This is a genomic window from Methanobrevibacter sp. (assembly GCF_017431965.1).
Lineage (GTDB): Archaea > Methanobacteriota > Methanobacteria > Methanobacteriales > Methanobacteriaceae > Methanocatella.
Genome location: NZ_JAFRKB010000065.1, coordinates 20,681 through 43,140 on the forward strand (window position 1 = coordinate 20,681; position 22,460 = coordinate 43,140).

Below are 22,460 nucleotides of genomic sequence, written 5' to 3' on the forward strand. Positions count from 1 at the left end.
ACTTTTTTTCTTTTTTTTCATAGTGTTTAAAACATGCATTTTCTATTTTTTTCATTAAATTATTTTAACTATAAACAATAGAATTTATTATAGTATAAATTAGGTGATATTTATGAAAGGTCTTATTTTAATCATGGACGGTATGGGAGACCGCCCTATTAAAGAATTAGGAAATAAAACTCCGCTTCAGGCGGCAAATACTCCAAATATGGATAAGATGGCTGCTGAGGGGATTACAGGAATTATGGATTCAATAGCTCCGGGAATAATTCCGGGCAGTGATACAGCACACCTTTCTATTTTAGGATATAATCCATATGAGGTCTATACTGGAAGAGGGCCGTTCGAGGCAAATGGTGTCGGTGTTGATGTTCTTCCGGGAGACATAGCATTTAGATGTAACTTTTCCACAGCAGATGAAGATTTGATTGTTACAGACAGGCGTGCAGGCAGAATCAAGGAAGGAACCAAAGAGATTGTTGATGTGTTAAACACAATGGTTTTGGAAGATTATCCTGACGTGAAAATCATTTTTAAGGAATCAACCGGTCACAGGGCAGTTTTGGTATTGAGGGGTGAAGGTCTTTCAGGCAAGGTCAGTGATGCTGACCCTAAGGTTGAAGGAAACAAGCCAAAAGAAGTCAAACCATTGGATGAAACTCCTGAAGCTAAAAAAACTGCAGATATATTGAATAAATTAGTCGTAAAAACTTATGAAATGGTAAAAGACCACCCAGTTAATTTAAAAAGAATTGAAGAAGGCCAACCACCTGCAAATATAGTTATTCCCCGTGGTGCTGGAGAAGTTCCTGTAGTGGAATCATTAAATGATAAATATGAAGTAAATTCAGCATGCATTGCCGAAACAGGATTAATCATGGGTATCGGAAGATTTGCGGGAATGGATATCATTGAAATGGATGATGTAACCGGTGGAATTGACACCAACTTGGATAATATTCGTGATACTATTGTCGACCAGGTTAAAAACTCAGACCATGACTTTTTCTTAATAAACATCGATGGGGCTGATGAAGCCGGCCACGACGGCCAAACCAAAGAGAAAAAGGAGTTCATAGAAAAGGTTGATGAGGTTGTAATGAGCGAGTTAATTAAGCTTGAAGATGTTTACATATTCCTGACAGCAGACCACTCAACCCCGATTTCTGTAATGAACCACTCCGGAGACCCAGTGCCTGTACTGATTAGGGGACCTGAAGTAAGGGTGGATGATGTATGTGAATTCTCTGAAGTTGCATGTGCAAAAGGAGGCCTTTGCAGAATCAGAGGATCAGATGTGATGAACATTATGATGGATTTAATGAATTACGCCCATAAATTTGGAGCTTAGGTGATCATATGGTGGCAAAAAAACTTTTCGGAACATCAGGCATCCGTGGAAAAATAGGCTCTGAGGTAACATGCGAGCTTGCATTGAATGTTGGTAAATCATTAGCTTACTATTTGGGTAACGAAGGATGTGTAGTTTTAGGATATGATACCAGAACAACCAACAAAATGCTTGACCAGGCCATCTGTGCAGGGTTGCTTGAAAGCGGCGTGGATGTGATTAAAATAGGTATGGTTCCAACTCCTTTAGTCGGTTATGCCACTGAAAAATTAGATGCCGATGCGGGAATAATGTTGACTGCATCCCATAATCCGTCCCAATACAACGGAATTAAATTATGGAATAAAAACGGTATGGCATACACCTCCGCTCAGGAAGCGAAAATTGAGGAAATATATGCAAATAAGGATTATATTTCAGTAACTTGGGACAAAGTCGGAAAATTGAATGTTAATGAAGAAATCAAAGGGGAATATATTGACGATTTAGTCGATATGGTCGATATCAAACCAGGTTTGAAAGTGGTTATTGACTGTGCATCAGGTGCCGGAAGCGAAATATCACCTTTAGTGTTCAGAAAGGCAGGATGTGTAGTAACTACGCTCAACTCCCAACCTGACGGATTTTTCCCAGGACGAAAACCCGAACCTAATGCTGAAAACCTACAAACATTGATGAAAACCGTTGTTGCCATTGGAGCAGACCTTGGAATAGCTCACGATGGCGATGCCGACAGGATGATTACAGTTGATGAGCAGGGTAACATATCACCATTCGACTCACTGCTTGCTTTAATATCAAAGGAATTCGATGGAGATATTGTAACAACCGTTGATGCAGGTTTATGTATGGATGAATCAGTTAAAGGAGAGGTTTTAAGAACTCCTGTCGGGGATGTTAATGTTGCTGAAGTTATCATAGAAAAAAATGCAAGCTTCGGAGGGGAACCGTCTGGAACTTGGCTGCATCCTGATTTCTGCATGTGTCCTGATGGAATTTTATCTGGTTTGAGAATGGCGGAAATCGTTTCAAGGGATGGTAAATTGTCTGATTTGCTTGCTCAAATTCCATCATATCCAAACATACGTGAAAAGATAATCTGCTCTAAAGAAGCTAAAATCAAAGTAATGGAAAACATGGAAGAGTTGCTGTCTTCCGCTTTTGATGATATTCGCGAGATTAATTCAATTGATGGTGTAAGGCTAACTTTCGATGATGACAGTTGGGTTTTAGTGAGGCCTTCCGGTACTGAAGATTATGTCAGAATAACTTTGGAGTCCAGGGACCAAAAAAGAGCACAATCCATTAAAGAAACTTGTGTAAAAATAATTAATGAAAACTTATAGAAGATCTTTTCTTCTATTTATCTATTTTTTAAAGTGTTAAATAAAAAAAAGTTCTTTAAAGAATTAAATTAATTCTTCAAAGATTTAAGTTAAATTTTCAAATCCTTTTGTAGCTAATAATTTTGTAAATGAACCTTCAGGTTTCATAAGGATATTTCCTTTTGCATATTCGTCCAATGCTTTTTGTACCATGGTAGTTTTCTTGGTAGGATCTTTAGCAGCTTGAGAAAGTGCTTTAGCCAATTCCATTACTGCATCTCCTCTTGACATGTTTCCTTGAACGTTTTCGTTTCCAGGATAACCATTGTAAGCATCGTTTTCACGAATAATGTCGGTTGCACTAATGTTTTTCTCAACACCATCTACCATGAGTGGTCTAATTGAGTCAATAACATTATCCAAACCTTCATCATAAACAACAACTACAGCATCGGCTTTCATTCCGGTATTTGCCTCTACGATTTCTTTAGCATATTCCATACCCTGGTCTGCCCCGTCCCATAGACAGTCGTGCAGGAACATCTTTCCGCTAAGCCCACCGGGTGCCTTTTGTGTAGGGTGAGTCATTCCTCCAGGATATACTGGGGTGTAATTCTTCAATGATCCATTTTCTAAATGAACCATGAATGCCATATCCACAGAACCATTAGGTTGTTCGGTTTTATCAGAAGCTAATACTAGAATATTCTTACTTTCCATAGTTAAATCCGGAGTCATGAACAGTGCTCCATAGATTACCATCAATAATCCTAAAAGAATTACAAGTAAGATACCTATTATTAATTTTTTTGTTCTTATCATGGTGCACAAACCTAATTTTTTTAAGTGAAATTCAATTATTAAAATAAATTTTTTTAAAAAATGAAACTAAATGTTTCTGTAATTTAATTATATATTTTATTATTTAAATGTTTTTAAAAAATCAACTGATTAATTATAAAAATGATAAAAAATATTGAATTTTTTAAAAAAAGATTTGAAGAAGATGAGCTTAGTCATCTTCCGCAATAAATGCGTCCACTCCAAGAGCAGCACATTCTGGGCAAACCCAGTCATCTGGCATGTCTGCAGGAGTTTTTCCAGCAGGAATGTTGTATGCAGGGTCGCCTTTTTCTGAGTCAAAACGATATTCGCAGTGTAGACATACATATATAGTCATTTTAATAATCTCCTTTATGTTTCACTATTGCAAGTTTATACTGCAATAGCTAATATGACTTTTATTTTATTTAATCTAATATTTATAATTGGTCATTTTTAGGAAAGTTAATTAATAAGTAATGAGTTACATATATCATTATAATAATAACATTTAAGGGGATAATACGAATGAAGGCAATAATTTTAAGTGCTGGTGAAGGGTCTAGGATGAGGCCGTTAACACTTACAAAGCCTAAGACCATGCTGCCAGTTGCCGGAAAGCCGATTATCCAATATAATATTGAATCATTGAGGGACAATGGAATCACTGATATTCTACTGATTGTCCGTTATAAGGAAGAGATGGTTCGCGATTATTTTGGTGACGGCAGTGATTTTGGCGTTAACATAACCTATAAAACTCAGAAAGACTTCTTGGGAACTGCAAATGCAATCTCTTATGGTGAAGATTTCATTGAGGATAGCCTGATTGTTCTAAATGGAGACATTATTTTAGACAATGAAATCATCAATGAAATCATCAAGAAGTACAATTATATGAACCCGGACACATTGATGGTTTTAACTGAAGTGGAGGACCCTTCCGCTTTTGGTGTTGTTGAAATAGAAGAAGGAAACATTAAAAAGATTGTGGAAAAGCCTAAAAAGGAAGAGGCTCCAAGCAATTTGGTAAACACGGGGATTTACATTTTTAACAGGGACATCTTTGAAAAGATTGCAAAAACTGAACTGTCCGAACGTGGAGAATATGAAATCACAGATTCCGTTTCAATGCAGATTGAAGAAGGCAAAAAGGTAATCGGCCATAAGACCACAAAGGATTGGATTGATGTGGGTAGGCCTTGGGAGCTAATCGAAGTTAATGAGGAATTGATCGGACAGCTCAAAACGGAAATCAAAGGGACTGTTGAAGAGGGAGCCCATATTCACGGTGAAATCTTTTTGGATGAGGGAAGCATCATTAGGGCAGGTGTATACATTGAAGGTAATGTTTACATAGGCAAGAACTGTGATATCGGCCCTAATTCCTATATCAGAGGAAATTCCTACTTCGGAGACCATGTTCATGTGGGAAATGCCGTAGAGATTAAAAACTCCATCATTATGGAAAATACAAATGTAAGTCACTTAAGCTATGTTGGGGATTCCGTTATCGGTTCCAACTGCAATATAGCTGCGGGAACCAATATCGCAAACTTGCGTTTCGATAACAGGTCCGTCAAAACCAAAATCAAAAATCAGATGATAGACAGTGGAAGGCGTAAATTAGGTTCCATTATTGGGGATTCTGTAAAAACAGGAATCAATTCCAGCTTTTCTCCAGGTGTGAAGGTAGGCTATAATTCCACTATCGGTTCAGGGGTTTTGTTGTATGATGATGTACCCTCCGATACCCGTGTATTGGTAAAACAAAATCATATCATTCAAGATAAAAAGAAAAAGAAATAAACTGGCGATATTATGGAAAATAAAAAAGACTCTGTTATAATATGCCCTGGCGCACAAGTATTCGGAAATGTTGAATTGGGAGAAAATGTCTCAATATGGCATGGAGCCATCATTAGGGGAGATACAGATTCAATCACTATCGGTGACAATTCCAATGTTCAGGATAACTGTGTTGTTCACTGCACTAAGGGTTTCCCGGTTGAAATCGGTGAAAATGTATCTGTGGGTCATGGTGCGGTCGTTCACGGATGTAAACTGGATGATAATGTTTTAATTGGAATGAATGCAACCGTACTAAATGGAGCTCATATAGGCAAAAATTCAATTGTAGGCGCGGGAGCAGTTGTCAGCGAAGGAAAGGAATTTCCCGAAGGCAGCTTGATTTTAGGCGTTCCGGCCAAAGCGGTTAAGGAAGTTAGTGAAGAGCAAGTTAAGATGATTCAGAACAATGCAGACAATTATGTAAAACTTTCCAAACAATATAAGGAAGACTAAATTATGAAACCGAGACAAATTGTAGATGAAATGGATTCTTATGTTCCGGGAAGGTCACAGGATGAAATAGCACAGGAATTCAATTTAAATAAGGATGAAATCATTAAGTTGGGATCTAATGAAAACCCGTGGGGTCCTTCTCCAAAGGCTATGGAAGCTATTAAGGAAGAAATCAAATCAATAAACAGGTATCCCGAATCTCAACTGAAGGAATTGGTTAAAGAAATAGCCGAATATAGTGGTGTTGATGACAATCAGGTTATTATCGGTGGAGACGGCGCTGACGAAATCATCGATGTTCTGGCAAAGACATTCATTGATGAAGGGGATGAATTCATTGTTCCTTTGCCTTCTTACATGTATTATGAATATCTCCTGCAGCAATATGGTGCCCGTCCGGTTTATGCAAGATGGGATTTGGATAAAAATGAATTGGACGCGGATTCAATTTTTGAAGCTATTGGCGATAAAACCAAAATGATTTTCTTGTGCAGTCCAAATAATCCTACAGGGACATTGATTGACAGGGAAGTTCTGGAAGATATTGCACGCAAAAACCCTGAAATATTGATTGTTGTTGATGAAGCTTACTTCGAATATTCTGAAGTTACAAATAAGGATCTGATTAATGAGTTTGATAATATTTTTATCATTCGGACAATGTCTAAGGTTTTGGGGCTTGCCGGAATGAGAATCGGTTATGGATTGGCATGCAGTGAAATCATTGAGTATATGCATAGAATCAAACCGGTGTTTTCACTCACAAGGCTGTCTTTTGTTGCGGCGCTAAATACATTTAGGGATAAGCAGTATATTGCAGAATCCATAGAAAAGGGCATTGAATCAAGACAATATTTATATGATGAATTATCAAAAATCGATTCGCTCAACGTATTTCCATCCAAATCAAATTTCATGCTGATAAATGTTAAGGACACAGGATTTACGGCATCCCAGTTGGCTTTGGAGCTTATGAAAAGGGGAATAATCGTTAGGGATTGTACTTCCTTTAAGGGATTGGACGAATACTGGATAAGGATCAGCATCTGCACTCTTGAAGAGGATAAGAAATTCATTGAGATTATAAAAGAGGTCTTAAACTGATGTATATTGGAGGAACTGTAATATCTTCTGTCGAATTTCATGGAAATATGTCTCTGGTTATTTTCATGTCAAAATGCCCATTGACCTGCAGATATTGCCACAATGTGGAATTGCTGGAAGATAATACTGAATGGTCCCTCGAGAAAGTGAAATCCGAAATCGATTCTTCAGCCGATTTTCTGGATGCAGTTGTAATATCCGGCGGTGAACCATTGGTTCAAACCGATGATGTCATTGAAATATTGAAATATGTTAGGCAGATTGGACTTAAAACCAAATTGGATACGAGCGGAATTTATCCTGCCAAAATTAAAGAGCTTTTGGATTTAAATCTCTTGGATTTTGTTTCACTTGACGTTAAAACAACTTTTAGTGATTATAGGAAAATTACAGGTTCTGATGTTGGAATGAAAGTTAAAGAATCTATGGAATTAATTAATGATAGCCCTGATGTTAGGTTGGAAGCCAGAACAACTTATGTTCCTACATTGCACACTAAAGAGGATATGTTGAATTTAATTAAGGAGGTTAAGGCCGATATCTATACCATTCAACAGTTCAGGAATAAGAATGTATTGGATCCCGCTTTAGAAAAAATACCTGTTCCGAATCCTCATGATTTGAGGAAGTTAGCAGAAGAACTCAAGCCTTACTTTGACGGCCAAATCAAAGTGAAAAGCGCCGAATTTGGAGAACAAATTGTCTAAAAATTAAATGGAGGTGTCTTAAAATGCCGATTTTATCTTTTTCAAGTAATGATATAGATGTAATTACTGGTAAGAAAACTAGAACTATCCGTAAATTATGGAAGACTCCTCTAAAAAAGGGTGACAGGCTATACTGCTACTGGAACCTGGTTTCCAAAGAAAAGATGAAGATTTTTGAAGCTATCGTAACCGACGTTGAAAATATTCCTTTCAGTGAAATTGAAGATAATGATGAACTGGCCATGCAGGAAGGTTTTAAAGACTCAAAGGATATGCTGAGAGAATTTAAAAAGATGTATGGTGGAAGAATTGACAGTTCGGATGAATTTCAAGTCATCTATTTTGAAAAACTGGACATCGATGATTGGAAAGGTGACAAGATAGATGAAAAGGCAATGATTATGAAACGGGCAGATATCCTATTTGACAGCGGGAAGTTCGATAAGTCCACAATGTGTTATGATGCCGCCTTGAAGCTTGACCCGAACGATGTTTACCTGCTCAATAAGCAGGGGGATAATCTTTCAAGGTTGGGAAGGTTTATTGATGCAATAGACTGCTATGATAGGGCATTGGAAATAGAGCCTGACAATGAGTATATTCTAAATAACAAAGCTATCGCGCTTCTAAATTCCGGAAACATTAATGAAGCTTATAAGGCCAGCACAATTGCTTACAATTATAGGCCGAGCAGTCCGATTGTTCTTTATTGGAGAGGATTCATTCTGGAGATGTTGGGCAGGTATGACCAGGCATTGAGGGTTTATGATAAGCTGATTGTCATTGATGGTGAAAACCCTGAGGTATGGAACTCCAGAGGCAACCTGCTGACCGATATGGGAAGGCTGGAGGAAGCTATTGAATCATTCAACAAAGCTGTTGAAGTATGTTTGGATGATTCTGAAATGGATGCATCTGCCATCAATAGGATGGGCAATGCCTTCATTGATTTGGGCAAATTTGATGATGCTTTGGAGTGTTTTAATAAAGCAATTTCTCTTGAAGAAGATAATATTGATTTTTTACTCAATAAGGGTGTTGTTTTAATGGAATTGGGCAAATTTGAAGAAGCTGTTGACAGTTTCAACAGAGTATTGCTTAGAAATCCCGATAATGAGGATGCATTTTTCTTAAAAGAAGAGTGTTTGGAAAACTTTTAGATATTTTTATTCTATGATGTAGATTACTCGAATTTAATCTGTTGAAATCCACTAGTTCTTAACTTATTTTTAAAATCAGTTTCATTAAATTTGGTTTCTAGTAATCAACTAATCGTTTAATTAATTATATTTTTAATTTAATTAAATGTAAAGGTGATGGGATTTGGGGATGAGTTTATTTTTTGTATTTTTTGATTAAGTCTATTCCCCATTCAGTCATTTCATCAGCTTTTTCCTGTGAGTCGGACTCAGCAAAGCATCTGAATATTGGCTCTGTTCCTGATGGTCGGATGATTACCCATCCATCTTCTTTAAGGATTTTAACACCGTCTGTAAGGTCTAATTCAAAGTCGGTTGTTGTTTTAATTTCTTCTGCAATGCTGGTCATGACAAATTCTTTTTCATCATCAGGACATTCAATTTTCATTTTGCTTGCGTAATAAACGGGCAGTTCAGACACAAGCTCTGATAATGTTTTTTTCTCTTTAGCTATTATCTCTAAAATTTTAGCTACAGTCATCACGGCATCCCTTCCATAAACGAAATCAGGGAAAATCAAACCGCCGTTTTCCTCTCCTCCGAATAAACCATTTTCATCTTTAAGTTTACGTGCCACAAGCAAATCTCCAACGGCAGTAGCTATTACTTTGCCGTTGTATTGTTCTGCAATATCATAAATGGCTTGGGAAGTTGCAACTGTGGTGACAATTGTTCCGCCATTATTTTCCTTAAGCATTTGCTTTTCAACAAGTGTGAATGTCTTATCTCCTAAAACGAAGTTTCCTTTCTCATCGATACAGATTGTTCTGTCCGCATCTCCATCGTGTGCAAGACCGATATCTGCATTAAGCTCTTTTACAACACTTATCAGTTCCTGCAGGTTTTCTTCAATAGGTTCCGGGTCACGGCCTGGGAAAAATCCGTCAGCCTGACAATTGAGGGTGGTCACGTCACAGCCAAGCTTTCTGATTAAGTATGGTGCGGTATATGATCCCGCTCCGGAGCCGCAGTCAACGACAACTTTCAAGTTGGCTTCACGTATTGCATCCACATCCACTTTGGAAATAGCTTCCTCTATGTATTCGTCTATGATTTTATCGTTATGGTATAACTGTCCAATTTCGGACCAATGGGCTCTTTTAGGCTCTTCATCGAAGTACAATTTTTCGATTGCAATGTCCATCTCATCAGGAATTCCAATTCCATCTTCGTCCAAAAATTTAAGGCCATTGTATTTTGGAGGGTTGTGTGAAGCGGTAATCATTACTCCTCCATCATAATATTTGCGAACGGCATATTGAACGCCGGGTGTTGGCAGGATTCCTAAGTCCACCACATCACATCCGGAGGATAATAGTCCGGCTTTTACAGCTTCCATCAGCATTGGAGATGATGTTCTTGTATCTCCGCCAACGGCGACAGTACCTTGAATTTGAGTTCCATAACAAGCGGCAAGTCTTGATGCAAACTCAGGAGTTAAAACATCATTTGCAGTTCTTCTAACTCCAAATGTTCCAAATAATCGTTTTTTATCAGACATTTTATTAAATCCTATAAAGTTTATTCATGATTATTTTTGAATCTCAATCAATAAATAGCTATTGCTAAATTATTTTCAGGCTATCTCCGGAGGACAATATTAATTCAAGCTGGGAGTTATATTCGGTTATTTTCCCGACAACTTCCACTTTTTTATCTTTAAAATCATTTATGTCAAAATTTCTGGATTGGATTTGCGACGCTTGGCTTTCAAAAATAATCAGCTGCATTTGTCCGGTTCCGTCATTGATGGTTAAAAAATAACTGCTTTTGGAGCGGGACTGTGAAATATCCTGAATGACACAGTCGATTCTAACCTCTTCATCAATCATGCCCCTGTTGATGTCTTTAATGTCAACTTCCTTCACTTCAATCGAGGGGGTGAATATGATCAAACCGATAATTCCTATAAGGGATGTAACTAAGGCCATTTTCAGTAATTTTTCATCTGTGATTTTCATGGATTTTTATTAAATTCTTAAGCTTAATATATTCGATAGGATTTCAGTTTGTAAAATTTATTTATGATTAAAAATATATTATCTCTATGTTTGATAATCTAACTAAAACTGAGCTATATGCCACTTTAACAGGTATTTTTACTGCATGTTTAATAGTTTCAAACATTATTGCAGGCAAGACATTTGATTTTTATTCGTTCACTTTGCCTTGCGGTGTGGTTATATTTCCTGTAATTTACATTGTTAATGATGTATTGGCTGAAGTTTATGGCTATAAAAAGGCAAGAAATGTTATTTTGCTTGGTTTTTTCATGAATCTGGTTGCTGTAGTATGCTATAATATAACAATTTGGCTGCCGGCTCCTGCATTTTTTGAAAATTCACAGGCGTTCAGCATTGTTTTAGGCAGTACTTTCAGATTATTGATAGCTAGTTTTGCAGCATACCTGTGCGGTTCTCTTGTAAATGCAAAACTTATGGTGTATTTGAAATCAAAAGCAGAAGACAAATTATTCTTCAGATGTATCGCTTCAACACTTGCAGGTGAAGGTTTGGATGCTGTAGTTTTCATTTTCATAGGCTTTTTCGCCACCATGCCATTTGAAGCATTAATTCTGATGATTATAGCTCAGGCATTATTCAAGACTGTCTATGAGATAATTGTCTATCCGGCTACCAGATACGTGATTGGTCATGTCAAGGCACTGCCCGAATAAAAGATGGATTAATTTCCAGTATTGTACATGGAAATCAACCTTTCAACGGTGTCTGCATCCATAGGACTTTTATCTTTTCTTATATTTTTAACGACAGGAAATCTCAGTGAATAGCCTGTTTCATATTCAGGGGATTCGACAATTTCTGAAAATGCAATTTCCAAAACTATTTTAGGCTCTACTTTTATTTCGCGACCTTTTGTTGAAATCTCCAATTCCTTCATTTTCCCTGTCAGATATTCCAAAGTTGCATCGTCAAGGCCGGTTGCGGCATATGCCACGGTTTTGAAATCATCATTTTCATCTCTTAAAGCCACCAGATAAGATCCGACAAAGTCGCCACGCTTTCCTATTCCATAGGTTCCGCCAACAATGACCATGTCTAAGGTTTCAGGTTCTGCCTTATATTTGAGCATTTTTTTACCTCGAAGTCCAGGTATATACGGTTCTGATGCATCTTTAATCATTATTCCTTCGTGGCCAGCCTCAATTGAGCTTTCAAACAGCTCCTGAAGTTCGTCAATATTGTCGGGGGTTCCGACTTTCATTGCACTTAAGTTCATTTCATCCACTGAAGTATCCACAATGCTTTCCAGGGTTGCTCTCCGGGCCTTTAAAGGCTCATCTATCATTGGAACTTTATAGTAAAGCACGTCAAATAAGAATAATTTCAGAGGAACATTTTCCATAGCTTCCTCTACATTGTGTTTCCGCCTGACCCTGTGTAAAATATTTTGGAAAGGCAATGGCTTTCCATCTTTTGTAGCTATAACTTCGCCTTCCACAATGTAGTCTTCATGAGGAAGGTTTTCATCAAACAGTTCAACAATTTCCGGAAGGGCATGGGTAATGTTTTCAAGTCTGCGTGTAAATATATTGATTTCAGAGCCGTTCCTGTGAACCTGAAGTCTGATTCCATCATATTTTGTCTCACAAATCGCTTCACCCATCTCTGGAATAATCTCTTCAAGAGGCGGTGCAAGCTGGGCAAGCATAGGTTTGACTGGTGTTCCGGGGGTTAAGCTGAGTTTTTCAAGACCTTCAGCGCCCTGTTCCTTGGCGGTTCTTGCAACAACTGAAAAGTCATTGGTAAGCATTTGAGCCCTTTCGACAATCTTTTTGTCAATATCAAAAGCCTGTGCGATAGCATCCCTTACAACCCCATCTCCAACACCTATTCTCAATTCTTCTGTAATTGTACGTGTCAGGTATTTGGCTTCAGTGGCACTGGCTTGGCTTAATAACTCTAAAATAACTGCAATTTTACGATTGGTAGACCTTGAACCGCTTATCTGTGATAATTTGCGTAAGCTATTGAAAACAAAATCGATTGTTAACGGCTGTGAGAAAAATGTCATCTGTGATTTTTTTGCATATAATTTGATGCAGGCAAGACCGATATCTCCCTCATCACGAACGGCATCTTCAACGGCTGCCTGTGTGGTACCTACGGCTTCGGCCACTGCTCTTTCAACAAGCTTTCCTCCGATTCCAATCTCTTCTGAACTCCATGCCGGAAATACTACTCCCAATATTAACAGTCCCACTTTCTCAATAGTTTCAGAATCTAATTTTTTTAGGTATTCTGCAATTATTTCTGTCTTTTCAAGTCTTTTTGTAGTTGCTTCCAGCTCGGAGTAGACATCCACCAATTCCTGATACTTCATTAGAAATCCCCTTTAGCTATTTTCACGGCACAATATTCTCCACACATTGCGCACATTTCATCATCGTCCAATTCGCATTTGTCCCGGTATTTTCTAGGTTTGGATTTGTCTAATGCCAAGTCAAACTGGGCATCCCAATCAAATTCTTTTCTTGCACGAGCCATTGCAAGTTCTCTATCCCATGCTGAGTCAAGACCTCTTGCGACATCAGCAGCTTCGGCAGCTATTTTGGATGCTATAACTCCTTCTTTTACATCTTCCAGGCTTGGAAGGGATAAATGCTCTGCAGGGGTCACATAACACAAAAAGTTAGCTCCTGCGCTTGCGGCAATTGCTCCTCCTATGGCTCCGGTAATGTGGTCATATCCAGGGGCAATATCTGTCACAAGAGGACCCAATACATAAAATGGGGCTCCGTGGCATATTGTCTTTTGGATTTCCATATTTGCCTTAATCTGATTTAGGGGCATGTGTCCAGGACCTTCCACCATGACCTGAACATTGGCGTCCTGCGCCCTTTTAACTAAAGTTCCCAGGTTTACAAGCTCTTGAATTTGAGGGATATCGCTTGCATCTGCCAGGCATCCTGGCCTTAAGCCGTCACCTAAGGATAATGTAATGTCGTATTCATAGGATAATTCTAATAGATAGTCATAATTTTCGTATAATGGGTTTTCCTGATTGTTGTGGTTAATCCATGAAGCCATAAATGTTCCTCCACGGCTTACGATTCCCATCATTCTGTTGGCAGCTTTTAATTTTTGAACAAGGTCTTTTGTAATTCCGCAGTGGAGTGTCATGAAGTCCACTCCTTCTTTTGCCTGATTTTCAATGGCTTTGAAAATGTCATCCGGGTCCATGTCGATGATTTCCTTGTCCTTGGCCAGTGTTACAACACCTGCTTCATAAATCGGAACGGTTCCGATACAGATATCAACTGCATCCATAATCTTTTGTCTGAAAAGTTTCAAATCAGATCCTGTAGACAAATCCATCAATGCATCGGCACCATATTCCTGAGCCAATTTTGCCTTATTGATTTCCAAATCAATGTCATCGATTTTTGATGAAGAACCGATATTTGCATTGATTTTGGTTTTCAAGCCTTCTCCAATACCGCATGGTTTGGAATGTCCATTAACATTTTTTGGAATTACCACTAATCCCTTATCAATTAATTTAGCTAGTTTATTAACGTCTATATTTTCATATTCGGCAACATATTCCATTTCGGGGGTGACATTGCCTTTTTGAGCTTCACTTTTTTGCGTCAAATTTATCCCTCATGTTGACTAATCACTAAATAATTATATATTTTCAACTATATAGAATTAATCAAATTCTATTTTAATAGAGGGTGTTTGTTATTAAAGTGATATTTTTTGATACCGAAACCAGCGGTTTGGACTTTAGAAGCAATCGGATAATTGAGCTTGCAATGTTTACAGTCTGTGATGGGGAAGTTGTGGATACATATGATGAGTTTATCAATATTGGCGAACCAATTCCTCCCAATATCCTTGAAATGACTGGCATTACCAATAAAATGTTGAGAGAAGAGGGAATCGATGAAAGGACTGTTGCCTGTGATTTGAAAAAAAGGCTCACTCCAGGAACATTGATGGTTGCCCATAATTGCCAGTTTGACTTATTGTTTGTTTATGCTTTGTTAAAACGTCATTTTCCTTTGGAAGCAGATGAAATTGTTCAAAATGTCAACTGGCTGGATACGGTAACTGTTTTAAAGGACAGAAAGAAATATCCTCATAAATTAATTGACGCCGTTGAGCATTACAATATTGAAAAAGTCAATTTTCACAGGGCCATTGATGATACAAAAGCCCTGTATTATGTGGCATTGGCCATGAAAAGAGAACGTGATGACTTAAAGGAATACATCAACATTTTTGGATATAATCCCAAATACTCCGTTCGATATAGGCTTCCGTTCATTATTTATGTAGCGCAGCCTTTCAATAATTTCATGACTTCTGCAGATAATATTTTGCCTAATAAAATTAAATGAGCGGGTAAGGCAGGTCAGGATTGTCCTTTTTAGGTTTTTCCCCACCAATCTTTTCCAGTCTCAATTCCAGAAATCTTTTTCCGTCTTCGGTTTTTGCATAGATAGGTATTGACTGGCCAACTGCTTTTATGCTTTCTTTTTCCCCAATCTCGCGGATATATTTTGATGCGCATGCGGTTGCAACATCACATGAATTGAATAATATTTTTGCATCCTCTGCACAGGTTTTGGATGTGTGGACTACAAAAACGTAAATGTTTACATCAGGATATTCTTTTTTAATTTCATTAATTCTTTCTGCGTCACTGGCTAGCGTTATGGTAACTGCAATATTTTCATATCCCTGTTCAATTGCTAATTTTATTCCTTCAATTTGGTCAATTTCTGCGGTTTCAGGATTTAAAACATTTTTTTCACCAATTTCGGGCACTAATTCCGGTATCGGGCTGGTTTTTACAAGGCCTGAAACCCTGCCTCCAATTCCCTGGACAAGTTCAGGTTCCGTTACGATGACTGTCCCGCAGCCTTCCAGAACCATCACTACACAATCAATTTCCTGTTTTTCAAGTAGGGTGCACATGATTTCAGAAATTCCAAAGCTTAAAAAATCCTTCATTCTCAATTGGCGATTGGCTGTGCACATTCCAAAGTCATCAATTCTGAATTGGATGTTTTCAGCTATTACCTCTTTGGTGAGTTTTTTGATTCCGCGGTGGTGATCAAAAAGAGGACAGTATTCGACTTGGGGTTCTGTCACATCAACGACTTTCCCGTCTTTTATAGTTATCCTACTTAATCCTAATGCTTCAATAATATGTTCGCTCATAATTGAATATTTGCATATATTTGTTTATATATTGTTTGATTTGATTCAGAAATTATTTTGAAAAATTAGAAAAAATATGGGGGTGGGAGCATTGAACTCCCAATAATGCTGATGGTGGGGAATTATTTTAAGTCTAAGACTTGCCTAATAGGAAACCCATTAACTCAGTATATCCGTAGACTAAACCAAGTGCTGGTGCGGAAATTATTCTAGCTGGTAGCGGCAGTTTGGATATCTCAATATAGGTAATTGCTTTATAGTAGTCTCCTCCCAGATTTCCGTTGCTCATTTCTTTCATCATTTTTGCAATGTCTCCTGTTTCATGTAAATAGCCTAGTTCATTATAAAAATAATCATTATATATTTTGGTAACGATTTTTTCTGTCATTTCTATGCTGTTGTCTTTATAGACGTATAGGATAAGTTTATAGACGTCAGGATATTCGTCGCTTCTGAAATAATTATTATATTTGTCATAAACGCTAGGGCTGAGCACAATCTTATCGGATTCTATGAGTTTTCTTTGGTCAAAAAACTTGTCAAAGAAATCGATGAATCCATAACTTTTATAACTATAGAAGTATCCGTTATAATCGGTGTACCTATAGCTGTTATCTCTTCCGAATATTCCATCGAAACAAAAGTTAATGTCTTCTGCAGTCATGCTGATGTTATTTTTTGCAAATACTGCTAATGCGATCATTTTTGTATCCTTTTCATCGAAGTCTTTATAGATGGTTAAAAGTAATCTGCTGGCTACATCAAATTTTTCGTACATATCATCACAATTGCCGTGTGGCATTTTTTGGAATATTCTATTGTAATAGTTTGCAGCGTTATCCATAGATTTGAATTTAAGTGTTACTTTTGGAGTTTTGATGTTTTTAAGATCATTATTAACTTTAGGACCTTTGATGTCTAATTTAGGAATTTTTGTAGTGTTGTTGGTAGTATTTGTATCTGCTCCAGTGTTGTTTCCATTATTTTGGCAAGCAATATTGTCTGGAGTGCTGATTTGGGTTGCAGTAGTATTTAATGTAATGTTGTCTACAGTTGAATTTCCAATTATGCTGGGGGTATCATTTTGTACAGGGCCGTGGTCTGCATTTGTTATGTCACTGGATGCACAAACTGATCCAATTCCGCAAGATATAATTAACAAAAATAATAATGACAATAATATTTTTTTCATGTTATCACCTAATATTACATTATTCAAGGGCATATATAAGGTTTTTCGAATGTAAGTGCTCACTTACATCTTAAAATGCTATAAAATAAGATTATAGTAGGTTATAATTTAAAATAAAAGTAAATAAAACTTTAATTTAAAAAATAGTTGTTTTTGGAGGTTGTGTGGGAAGGGTCTGTTCTTCCCACTGAATATGGTTAGAAAGTGTTTAAAATAATAACTAGGAGGAAAAAGGAAGAAAATGGAGTGTTTTCTTCCTACATGTATTGAACTAACTGTTCATCCTGGGGTGTGTTTCCAGGTTTGACTTTCTCAATTGCTTCTTTGAAGTATTTGTATGGGATTTCTTTTGATTCTAAATCGTTTCTTAATGTGAGCATTGCTGCTTCACGGCATACTGCTTCAATGTCTGCTCCGACATATCCGTCAGTATTTTTGGCTAGTTTTTTGAGGTTGACATCTTTTGCAAGAGGCATGTCTTTTGTGTGCACTTCAAAGATGGAAAGTCTTGCTTCTTCGTCAGGTTCTTTTACTTGAATGTGTCTGTCAAATCTGCCGGGTCTCATTAATCCAGCATCTAAAATGTCCGGTCTGTTGGTTGCAGCGATAATTGCCACGTCTTCCAGTTCTTCCAAACCGTCCATTTCAGTAAGTAATTGATTAACAACTCTTTTTGTGACACCGCTGTCTCCATCGTTTCCGCTGCGGGCACTTGCTATTGCATCGATTTCATCGAAAAAGATCACAGTAGGAGCTGCCTGTTTGGCTTTTCTGAATACTTCACGAACACCTTTTTCGGATTCACCAACCCATTTTGATAGAAGCTCTGGACCTTTTACGGAAATGAAGTTGGCTTCACTTTCGCTTGCCACTGCTTTTGCAAGCAATGTTTTACCGGTTCCAGGAATTCCATAAAGCAATGTTCCTTTAGGAGGTCTTATTCCTAAGCGTTGGAAAGTCTCAGGATATTTTAAAGGCCATTCCACTGCTTCTTTTAGCTCTTGTTTTACATCTTCAAGGCCTCCGACATCATCCCATTTGATGTCTGGGATTTGTACAAGCACTTCCCTTAATGCGGAAGGTTGGATTTCTTTTTGTGCGTTTTTGAAGTCATCTCCAGTCACAACGATTTTTTCCATCACTTCTTTTGGAATCTCTTCATCATTTTGAATTTCAGGCAGGATTCTTCTGACTACCCTCATTGCGGCTTCCTTGCATAATGATTCGAGGTCCGCTCCGACAAATCCGTGAGTTGTATTTGCGATTTTGTCAAGGTCAACGTCTTCTGCAAGAGGCATGTTTCTTGTGTGGATTTCAAGAACCTCTTTTCTCTCTTCTGTGTCAGGTACTCCAATTTCGATTTCACGGTCAAATCTTCCAGGTCTTCTCAATGCAGGATCAAGTGAATCAGGTCTGTTGGTTGCACCGATGACCACCACTTGTCCTCTGGATTTAAGACCGTCCATCAAAGTTAAAAGTTGAGCAACGGTTCTTCTTTCAACTTCTCCGTTGGTTTCTTCTCTTTTTGGAGCAATCGCATCAAGTTCATCTATGAATATAATTGAAGGGGAGTTTTCTTCTGCTTCCTCAAAGTATTCCCTTAGGTTTTCTTCAGATCCTCCGACATATTTGCTCATGATTTCAGGTCCGTTAATTGCAATGAAATGAGCATCACTTTCGCTTGCTACTGCTTTTGCAAGTAATGTCTTACCTGTTCCAGGAGGACCGTGCATCAATACTCCTTTTGGAGGTGCAATTCCTAATTTTTCAAAGAGTTCTGGTCTTTTCAGAGGAATTTCAATCATTTCCCTTACTTTTTTAACTTCCTCCTTGAGACCGCCAATGTCTTCGTAGCTTACATCGACAAGGTTTCCGACACCTTCGATTTTGCTTACGTCAACCGGACTTTCATGAAGTTGTACTTCGGTATTAGGACCAACTATAACAATGTCCTTTGGACTGGTTGACACTACTGCAAATTTAATCTCTTTCATTGCAGGTGTGAAGTCCATCAGCTCATCGAATAAACTGTTAAAGCCCATATTCATACTTGGTCTAGGTGCTCTGATTTGTGATCCGATGATGTCTCCTTGTACCATTACCTTTCCGGCGAATAAACCGCGGACATCACCTTGTACGCGGATGTTATTTTCAATTGGTGCTAAAACAACTTTTTTCGCTTCGGTTGCTTTAGTCTTTTTGATTGTAACTTCTCCACCGATTGTTGCTCCTGAATTTTTACGAACTAACCCATCTATCCTGATAACTCCAAGACCAATATCGGTTTGTGAAGGAAGAGCGATAGCTGCAGTTCTTCTCTCGCCGATGATTTCGATTAAATCCCTTTCGTTAATGCCTAAATCATCCATGACGTTCGGATCAAGTCTTGCGACGCCTTGACCGACATCCTTTTGAGATATTGCTTCTGCAACTTTTAATGTGATTTCATTTTGTGCCATGTTATCATCTCCTTTTTAATGGCTGTGAGTAATAATTGTAATCTTGCCAAATCTTTTTGTAACTTTTTGTAAGTTTATTAATCATTGACAATATAACATAGTTTGAAGTACTATATAAAGCTTTCGGTCAAAAATTTAAAAATTTCTCTTTTTATTTTTATTTAATTTTCATAAAAATAGTTTATATTTAATATTTTTAATTATATCAATTTTAAAATTTTAATTTTTAAAAGATATTTGTTGATGATTGGTTATATCTGAAATAAAAATTTAATTACTTTTAGGTATTTTAATATTTGTTCGTATAAAATAAAACAATTATCTTATGATTCCACCGAAGCCTGTGAACAATTTTTTCACATTTTCAATGGCATCTTTTGACAGTGCAACAACTTCAAATGTCAGACTTATTGAACCGTCATCAATCTGCGGGCCGTTATAGGCATCAACTAGATTGATATCTATGATATTGTACATATTTAGCACAGTCTTTCGGATGGTTTCAGCATCGACATTTTTAGGAAATACGCAACTGATGGATGCGGTTTTCTTATCCAGATTTTTCAACTTCCATTCGTAAAGCTCATTATCAAGCAAAATCCTGATGTTTGCTATACGCAGTTCTTTGGTTTTATTTCCATTTTTCAAAATCGCAGTCTTGCCGTCAACACTTTCAAGAATTCCAACATGTATCTTGCCTGAATAGATATGTTTCAATCCGACTTCGTGACCGATCATCTTATTTAAATATGTATATTCATAGTTCAGGGCCCTTATTGCCTTGTCACTTCTACCCAATGCATTTTTAATGTCGCCCATGTTCTTTGTTGCGTTGTTAGCTATTTCAACAAATTTTTCAGCATCTCCTTCATTAATAACATCCCTCAGCTCAAGTACAGCCTCTGCAAAAGTATTTCTAATTTTAGGACCATTGTTATTTCTGGATTGGATGTTGTAGGTTAAAAATGGATTTTGAGCAACGATACGCGCAATCATATCAATCATCAAATTATAAATCGGACTTTCATAGTCTTCGGTTTCTGAAATGTTCACTTTTAATTTTTCAATTGCCGAAGCGGTTGATATGAATGAGAAATGAGTCAGGACCTGGACAATGCTCATCATAAAATCATGTTTTTCAGCTGAAGTTTCGATGATTCTCATATTTTTGCTTTTAAGATAATTATAAACCTTATCATACCATTTGCCTTTCTTATCGGCGGTCAAAACGATTACTTGATTGTTCAGGTCGGTGGTTCTCGGACCAAAAACGGGATGTGTCGGAATATATTCCACATTTTCCCCAAGCACTTCGGCCATTGTCCTGGAAGGGCCTTCCTTGACTGAAGTCACATCAATCATGACGCTGCCATCTTTCATAAAGGGAGCCACTTCACGTATCACATCTTCAGTGTGCTGTATGGGGACGGATATTATTACCATGTCACTGATATTCGCCAACCCTGCATTGGACTCTATGTAACTTACATTGGCTTCATTTGCCACCTTTTTACCTTTTTGATGGTCTCTTCCGCTTATATATACATTGAATTCATCTCTAAAGTAGTAAACGAGAGTTTTTCCCAACCCGTCGCTACCACCAATTATCCCAACATTCATCTTAATCATTAATAATATTAAATTATAATGTATATATAACTATTATTGACAAAAATTATCTGTGAAAATATGAAGATTATAAACCAGGATACAAAAGAAGGAATTATCGAAGTAGTTCCAGAGACATTGGATGATTTATGGCATCTCTCCCATATTGTGGAAGTCGGAGACAATGCTTCATCCAAAACAACCCGCCGTATACAAGACAACACTGGCGACAAGCTAAGAAGCGACAGGGGAGTTAAAAAAACTTTTTATTTAGGTTTGGACATTGAAAATATCAGTTTTCATTTATTCACCGGTAAATTAAGATTGACGGGTGTCATTACCCGAGGTCCCGACGACTTGATTCCGCTTGGCTCTCACCACACTCTTGAAGTCAAACTCAACACACCGATTACCATTAAAAAGGAAAAGTGGCCAAAATGGGCAATAAAAAGACTTAATCAGGCGATTGATGCTTCTAAAAAATTATCTGCAATAATTGTTGTTTTGGAGGATGATACTGCAACTATCGGATTGATGAGGCAATTCGGCATTGAATATTACGGTCCAATCAAGGGTTCTGTTTCAGGTAAAAGGATACTGGATAAAAACAGACAAAAGAACATTGTTCAGTTTTATGAAAAGGTTATAGAGTCAATTGTCAAATTCGATTCGATTCAGAATATTGTTATTGCAGGTCCGGGTTTTGTTAAAAACGATTTTTATGATTACTTAAAAGAAAAACATAAGGATTTGGCCAAGATTGCAATTATTGAAAGCACAGGCTCCGGCGGCAGGGTAGGAATTTCTGAAGTTCTTAAAAAGGGAACAGTTGAAAAATTAACTTCGGAAAACAGGGTTGCCTTGGAGATGATGGCCATCAACAATCTTCTTTCGGAAATCGGAAGAAACTCATCTAAAATAGCTTATGGGCTAAAAGAAACAAAAAATGCAATTAACTTAGGTGCCGTAAGCGAACTTTTAGTTTTAGACACTAAAGTGGCTAGTGATAATATGGGTGAGCTAATGGACATGGTTGAGAATATGAAAGGGGAAGTGATGGTTATAAGCAGCGAACATGAAGGAGGCAAACAGCTGGAAAGTTTGGGCGGAATGGCTGCAATTTTAAGGTATGAAATCACCTAATTTCTTAAAGTCATACAAAATTTATATAGAATAAAATATTATATTTTATT

The 22,460-nt window shown here is 37.4% G+C and carries 20 protein-coding genes; 10 read left to right on the forward strand and 10 right to left on the reverse strand.

All coding sequences use genetic code 11. From position 1 onward, the window contains the following. Window positions 1–112: 112 nt before the first annotated feature. Both IJI93_RS09390 and glmM (IJI93_RS09395) read left to right on the forward strand, forming a co-directional pair. Window positions 113–1,351, forward strand: a complete 1,239-nt coding sequence (locus tag IJI93_RS09390; protein ID WP_292822422.1) for a 2,3-bisphosphoglycerate-independent phosphoglycerate mutase — start codon at window positions 113–115, stop codon at window positions 1,349–1,351. Window positions 1,352–1,359: 8 nt separating this feature from the next. Continuing rightward, a complete protein-coding gene (glmM, locus tag IJI93_RS09395) occupies window positions 1,360–2,697 on the forward strand; it encodes a phosphoglucosamine mutase (protein WP_292822424.1) in 1,338 nt (445 codons plus the stop codon). Between the two features lie 84 nt (window positions 2,698–2,781). On the opposite strand, the gene IJI93_RS09400 is transcribed toward glmM (IJI93_RS09395), so the two are convergent. Together IJI93_RS09400 and IJI93_RS09405 are read right to left on the reverse strand one after the other, a co-directional pair. Further along, window positions 2,782–3,498, reverse strand: a complete 717-nt coding sequence (locus tag IJI93_RS09400; protein WP_292822426.1) for a DUF4012 domain-containing protein — start codon at window positions 3,496–3,498, stop codon at window positions 2,782–2,784. 190 nt (window positions 3,499–3,688) lie between these two features. After that, entirely contained in the window at window positions 3,689–3,856 is a 168-nt protein-coding gene (locus IJI93_RS09405) for a rubredoxin (protein ID WP_292822428.1), read from the reverse strand. Window positions 3,857–4,020: 164 nt separating this feature from the next. Between IJI93_RS09405 and glmU the strand changes: the two genes are divergently transcribed. Genes glmU through IJI93_RS09430 form a run of 5 tightly spaced genes read left to right on the forward strand, consistent with a single transcriptional unit; the run spans window position 4,021 to window position 8,773 of the window. Then, the gene (gene glmU, locus IJI93_RS09410; protein WP_292822490.1) at window positions 4,021–5,307 is read left to right on the forward strand and encodes a bifunctional sugar-1-phosphate nucleotidylyltransferase/acetyltransferase; all 1,287 of its coding nucleotides are present in this window, start codon (window positions 4,021–4,023) and stop codon (window positions 5,305–5,307) included. 12 nt (window positions 5,308–5,319) lie between these two features. Further along, window positions 5,320–5,802: a gamma carbonic anhydrase family protein gene (locus IJI93_RS09415; RefSeq protein ID WP_292822430.1), complete on the forward strand. Its 483-nt coding sequence runs from the start codon at window positions 5,320–5,322 to the stop codon at window positions 5,800–5,802. Between the two features lie 3 nt (window positions 5,803–5,805). Next, window positions 5,806–6,906, forward strand: a complete 1,101-nt coding sequence (hisC, locus tag IJI93_RS09420) for a histidinol-phosphate transaminase (protein ID WP_292822432.1) — start codon at window positions 5,806–5,808, stop codon at window positions 6,904–6,906. Beyond that, window positions 6,906–7,613 (forward strand): anaerobic ribonucleoside-triphosphate reductase activating protein, encoded by a 708-nt coding sequence (locus IJI93_RS09425; protein WP_292822434.1) that lies wholly within the window; start codon window positions 6,906–6,908, stop codon window positions 7,611–7,613. The genes hisC and IJI93_RS09425 overlap by 1 nt, the downstream gene beginning before the upstream one ends. 23 nt (window positions 7,614–7,636) lie before the next feature. Then, on the forward strand, window positions 7,637–8,773 hold the full coding sequence (locus IJI93_RS09430; RefSeq protein WP_292822436.1) for a tetratricopeptide repeat protein: 1,137 nt from the start codon (window positions 7,637–7,639) through the stop codon (window positions 8,771–8,773). A 175-nt stretch (window positions 8,774–8,948) separates the two neighbouring features. On the opposite strand, the gene glmM (IJI93_RS09435) is transcribed toward IJI93_RS09430, so the two are convergent. After that, window positions 8,949–10,313 (reverse strand): phosphoglucosamine mutase, encoded by a 1,365-nt coding sequence (glmM, locus tag IJI93_RS09435; protein WP_292822438.1) that lies wholly within the window; start codon window positions 10,311–10,313, stop codon window positions 8,949–8,951. A gap of 64 nt (window positions 10,314–10,377) precedes the next feature. Beyond that, window positions 10,378–10,773 (reverse strand): OB-fold nucleic acid binding domain-containing protein, encoded by a 396-nt coding sequence (locus tag IJI93_RS09440; protein WP_292822440.1) that lies wholly within the window; start codon window positions 10,771–10,773, stop codon window positions 10,378–10,380. Between the two features lie 86 nt (window positions 10,774–10,859). Here IJI93_RS09440 and IJI93_RS09445 point away from each other — a divergent pair, with 86 nt between their 5' ends. After that, on the forward strand, window positions 10,860–11,489 hold the full coding sequence (locus IJI93_RS09445; RefSeq protein WP_292822442.1) for a queuosine precursor transporter: 630 nt from the start codon (window positions 10,860–10,862) through the stop codon (window positions 11,487–11,489). 8 nt (window positions 11,490–11,497) lie between these two features. Here the strand turns inward: IJI93_RS09445 and IJI93_RS09450 are convergent, their stop codons facing one another. Further along, complete coding sequence (locus IJI93_RS09450; protein WP_292822444.1) at window positions 11,498–13,156, reverse strand: ATP-dependent DNA ligase; 1,659 nt, start codon at window positions 13,154–13,156, stop codon at window positions 11,498–11,500. Continuing rightward, entirely contained in the window at window positions 13,156–14,430 is a 1,275-nt protein-coding gene (gene thiC / locus IJI93_RS09455) for a phosphomethylpyrimidine synthase (RefSeq protein ID WP_292822446.1), read from the reverse strand. Before thiC ends, IJI93_RS09450 begins: the two co-directional genes overlap by 1 nt. 98 nt (window positions 14,431–14,528) lie before the next feature. Between thiC and IJI93_RS09460 the strand changes: the two genes are divergently transcribed. Next, window positions 14,529–15,182, forward strand: a complete 654-nt coding sequence (locus IJI93_RS09460) for a PolC-type DNA polymerase III (RefSeq protein ID WP_292822448.1) — start codon at window positions 14,529–14,531, stop codon at window positions 15,180–15,182. Here IJI93_RS09460 and IJI93_RS09465 read toward each other — a convergent pair. The 4 genes from IJI93_RS09465 to IJI93_RS09480 form a co-directional block, all read right to left on the reverse strand. Next, complete coding sequence (locus tag IJI93_RS09465; RefSeq protein WP_292822450.1) at window positions 15,175–16,008, reverse strand: methanogenesis marker 8 protein; 834 nt, start codon at window positions 16,006–16,008, stop codon at window positions 15,175–15,177. The genes IJI93_RS09460 and IJI93_RS09465 overlap by 8 nt on opposite strands. A 133-nt stretch (window positions 16,009–16,141) precedes the next feature. After that, window positions 16,142–17,200 carry a hypothetical protein gene (locus IJI93_RS09470; RefSeq protein ID WP_292822452.1) on the reverse strand — a complete coding sequence of 353 codons (1,059 nt, stop codon included), beginning with the start codon at window positions 17,198–17,200 and terminating at the stop codon, window positions 16,142–16,144. 257 nt (window positions 17,201–17,457) lie between these two features. Continuing rightward, window positions 17,458–19,659, reverse strand: coding sequence for a CDC48 family AAA ATPase (locus IJI93_RS09475; protein WP_292822454.1), 2,202 nt, complete (start codon window positions 19,657–19,659; stop codon window positions 17,458–17,460). Window positions 19,660–19,977: 318 nt separating this feature from the next. Continuing rightward, window positions 19,978–21,288, reverse strand: coding sequence for a prephenate dehydrogenase (locus IJI93_RS09480; RefSeq protein ID WP_292822456.1), 1,311 nt, complete (start codon window positions 21,286–21,288; stop codon window positions 19,978–19,980). 60 nt (window positions 21,289–21,348) lie between these two features. On the opposite strand from IJI93_RS09480, the gene IJI93_RS09485 reads away from it, so the two are divergent. Further along, on the forward strand, window positions 21,349–22,410 hold the full coding sequence (locus tag IJI93_RS09485) for an mRNA surveillance protein pelota (protein ID WP_292822458.1): 1,062 nt from the start codon (window positions 21,349–21,351) through the stop codon (window positions 22,408–22,410). Window positions 22,411–22,460 lie beyond the last annotated feature (50 nt).

Excerpts from the sequence above, each read along its gene's own strand:
- IJI93_RS09470 (WP_292822452.1), bottom strand. The coding sequence starts at position 17,200 with ATGAAAAAAATATTATTGTCATTATTATTTTTGTTAATTATATCTTGC.
- IJI93_RS09475 (WP_292822454.1), bottom strand. The coding sequence starts at position 19,659 with ATGGCACAAAATGAAATCACATTAAAAGTTGCAGAAGCAATATCTCAA.
- IJI93_RS09445 (WP_292822442.1), top strand. The coding sequence starts at position 10,860 with ATGTTTGATAATCTAACTAAAACTGAGCTATATGCCACTTTAACAGGT.
- IJI93_RS09485 (WP_292822458.1), top strand. The coding sequence starts at position 21,349 with ATGAAGATTATAAACCAGGATACAAAAGAAGGAATTATCGAAGTAGTT.
- IJI93_RS09430 (WP_292822436.1), top strand. The coding sequence starts at position 7,637 with ATGCCGATTTTATCTTTTTCAAGTAATGATATAGATGTAATTACTGGT.
- IJI93_RS09465 (WP_292822450.1), bottom strand. The coding sequence starts at position 16,008 with ATGAGCGAACATATTATTGAAGCATTAGGATTAAGTAGGATAACTATA.
- IJI93_RS09390 (WP_292822422.1), top strand. The coding sequence starts at position 113 with ATGAAAGGTCTTATTTTAATCATGGACGGTATGGGAGACCGCCCTATT.
- IJI93_RS09400 (WP_292822426.1), bottom strand. The coding sequence starts at position 3,498 with ATGATAAGAACAAAAAAATTAATAATAGGTATCTTACTTGTAATTCTT.
- glmM (WP_292822438.1), bottom strand. The coding sequence starts at position 10,313 with ATGTCTGATAAAAAACGATTATTTGGAACATTTGGAGTTAGAAGAACT.
- hisC (WP_292822432.1), top strand. The coding sequence starts at position 5,806 with ATGAAACCGAGACAAATTGTAGATGAAATGGATTCTTATGTTCCGGGA.
- IJI93_RS09415 (WP_292822430.1), top strand. The coding sequence starts at position 5,320 with ATGGAAAATAAAAAAGACTCTGTTATAATATGCCCTGGCGCACAAGTA.
- IJI93_RS09480 (WP_292822456.1), bottom strand. The coding sequence starts at position 21,288 with ATGATTAAGATGAATGTTGGGATAATTGGTGGTAGCGACGGGTTGGGA.
- IJI93_RS09440 (WP_292822440.1), bottom strand. The coding sequence starts at position 10,773 with ATGAAAATCACAGATGAAAAATTACTGAAAATGGCCTTAGTTACATCC.
- glmM (WP_292822424.1), top strand. The coding sequence starts at position 1,360 with ATGGTGGCAAAAAAACTTTTCGGAACATCAGGCATCCGTGGAAAAATA.
- IJI93_RS09405 (WP_292822428.1), bottom strand. The coding sequence starts at position 3,856 with ATGACTATATATGTATGTCTACACTGCGAATATCGTTTTGACTCAGAA.
- IJI93_RS09450 (WP_292822444.1), bottom strand. The coding sequence starts at position 13,156 with ATGAAGTATCAGGAATTGGTGGATGTCTACTCCGAGCTGGAAGCAACT.
- IJI93_RS09425 (WP_292822434.1), top strand. The coding sequence starts at position 6,906 with ATGTATATTGGAGGAACTGTAATATCTTCTGTCGAATTTCATGGAAAT.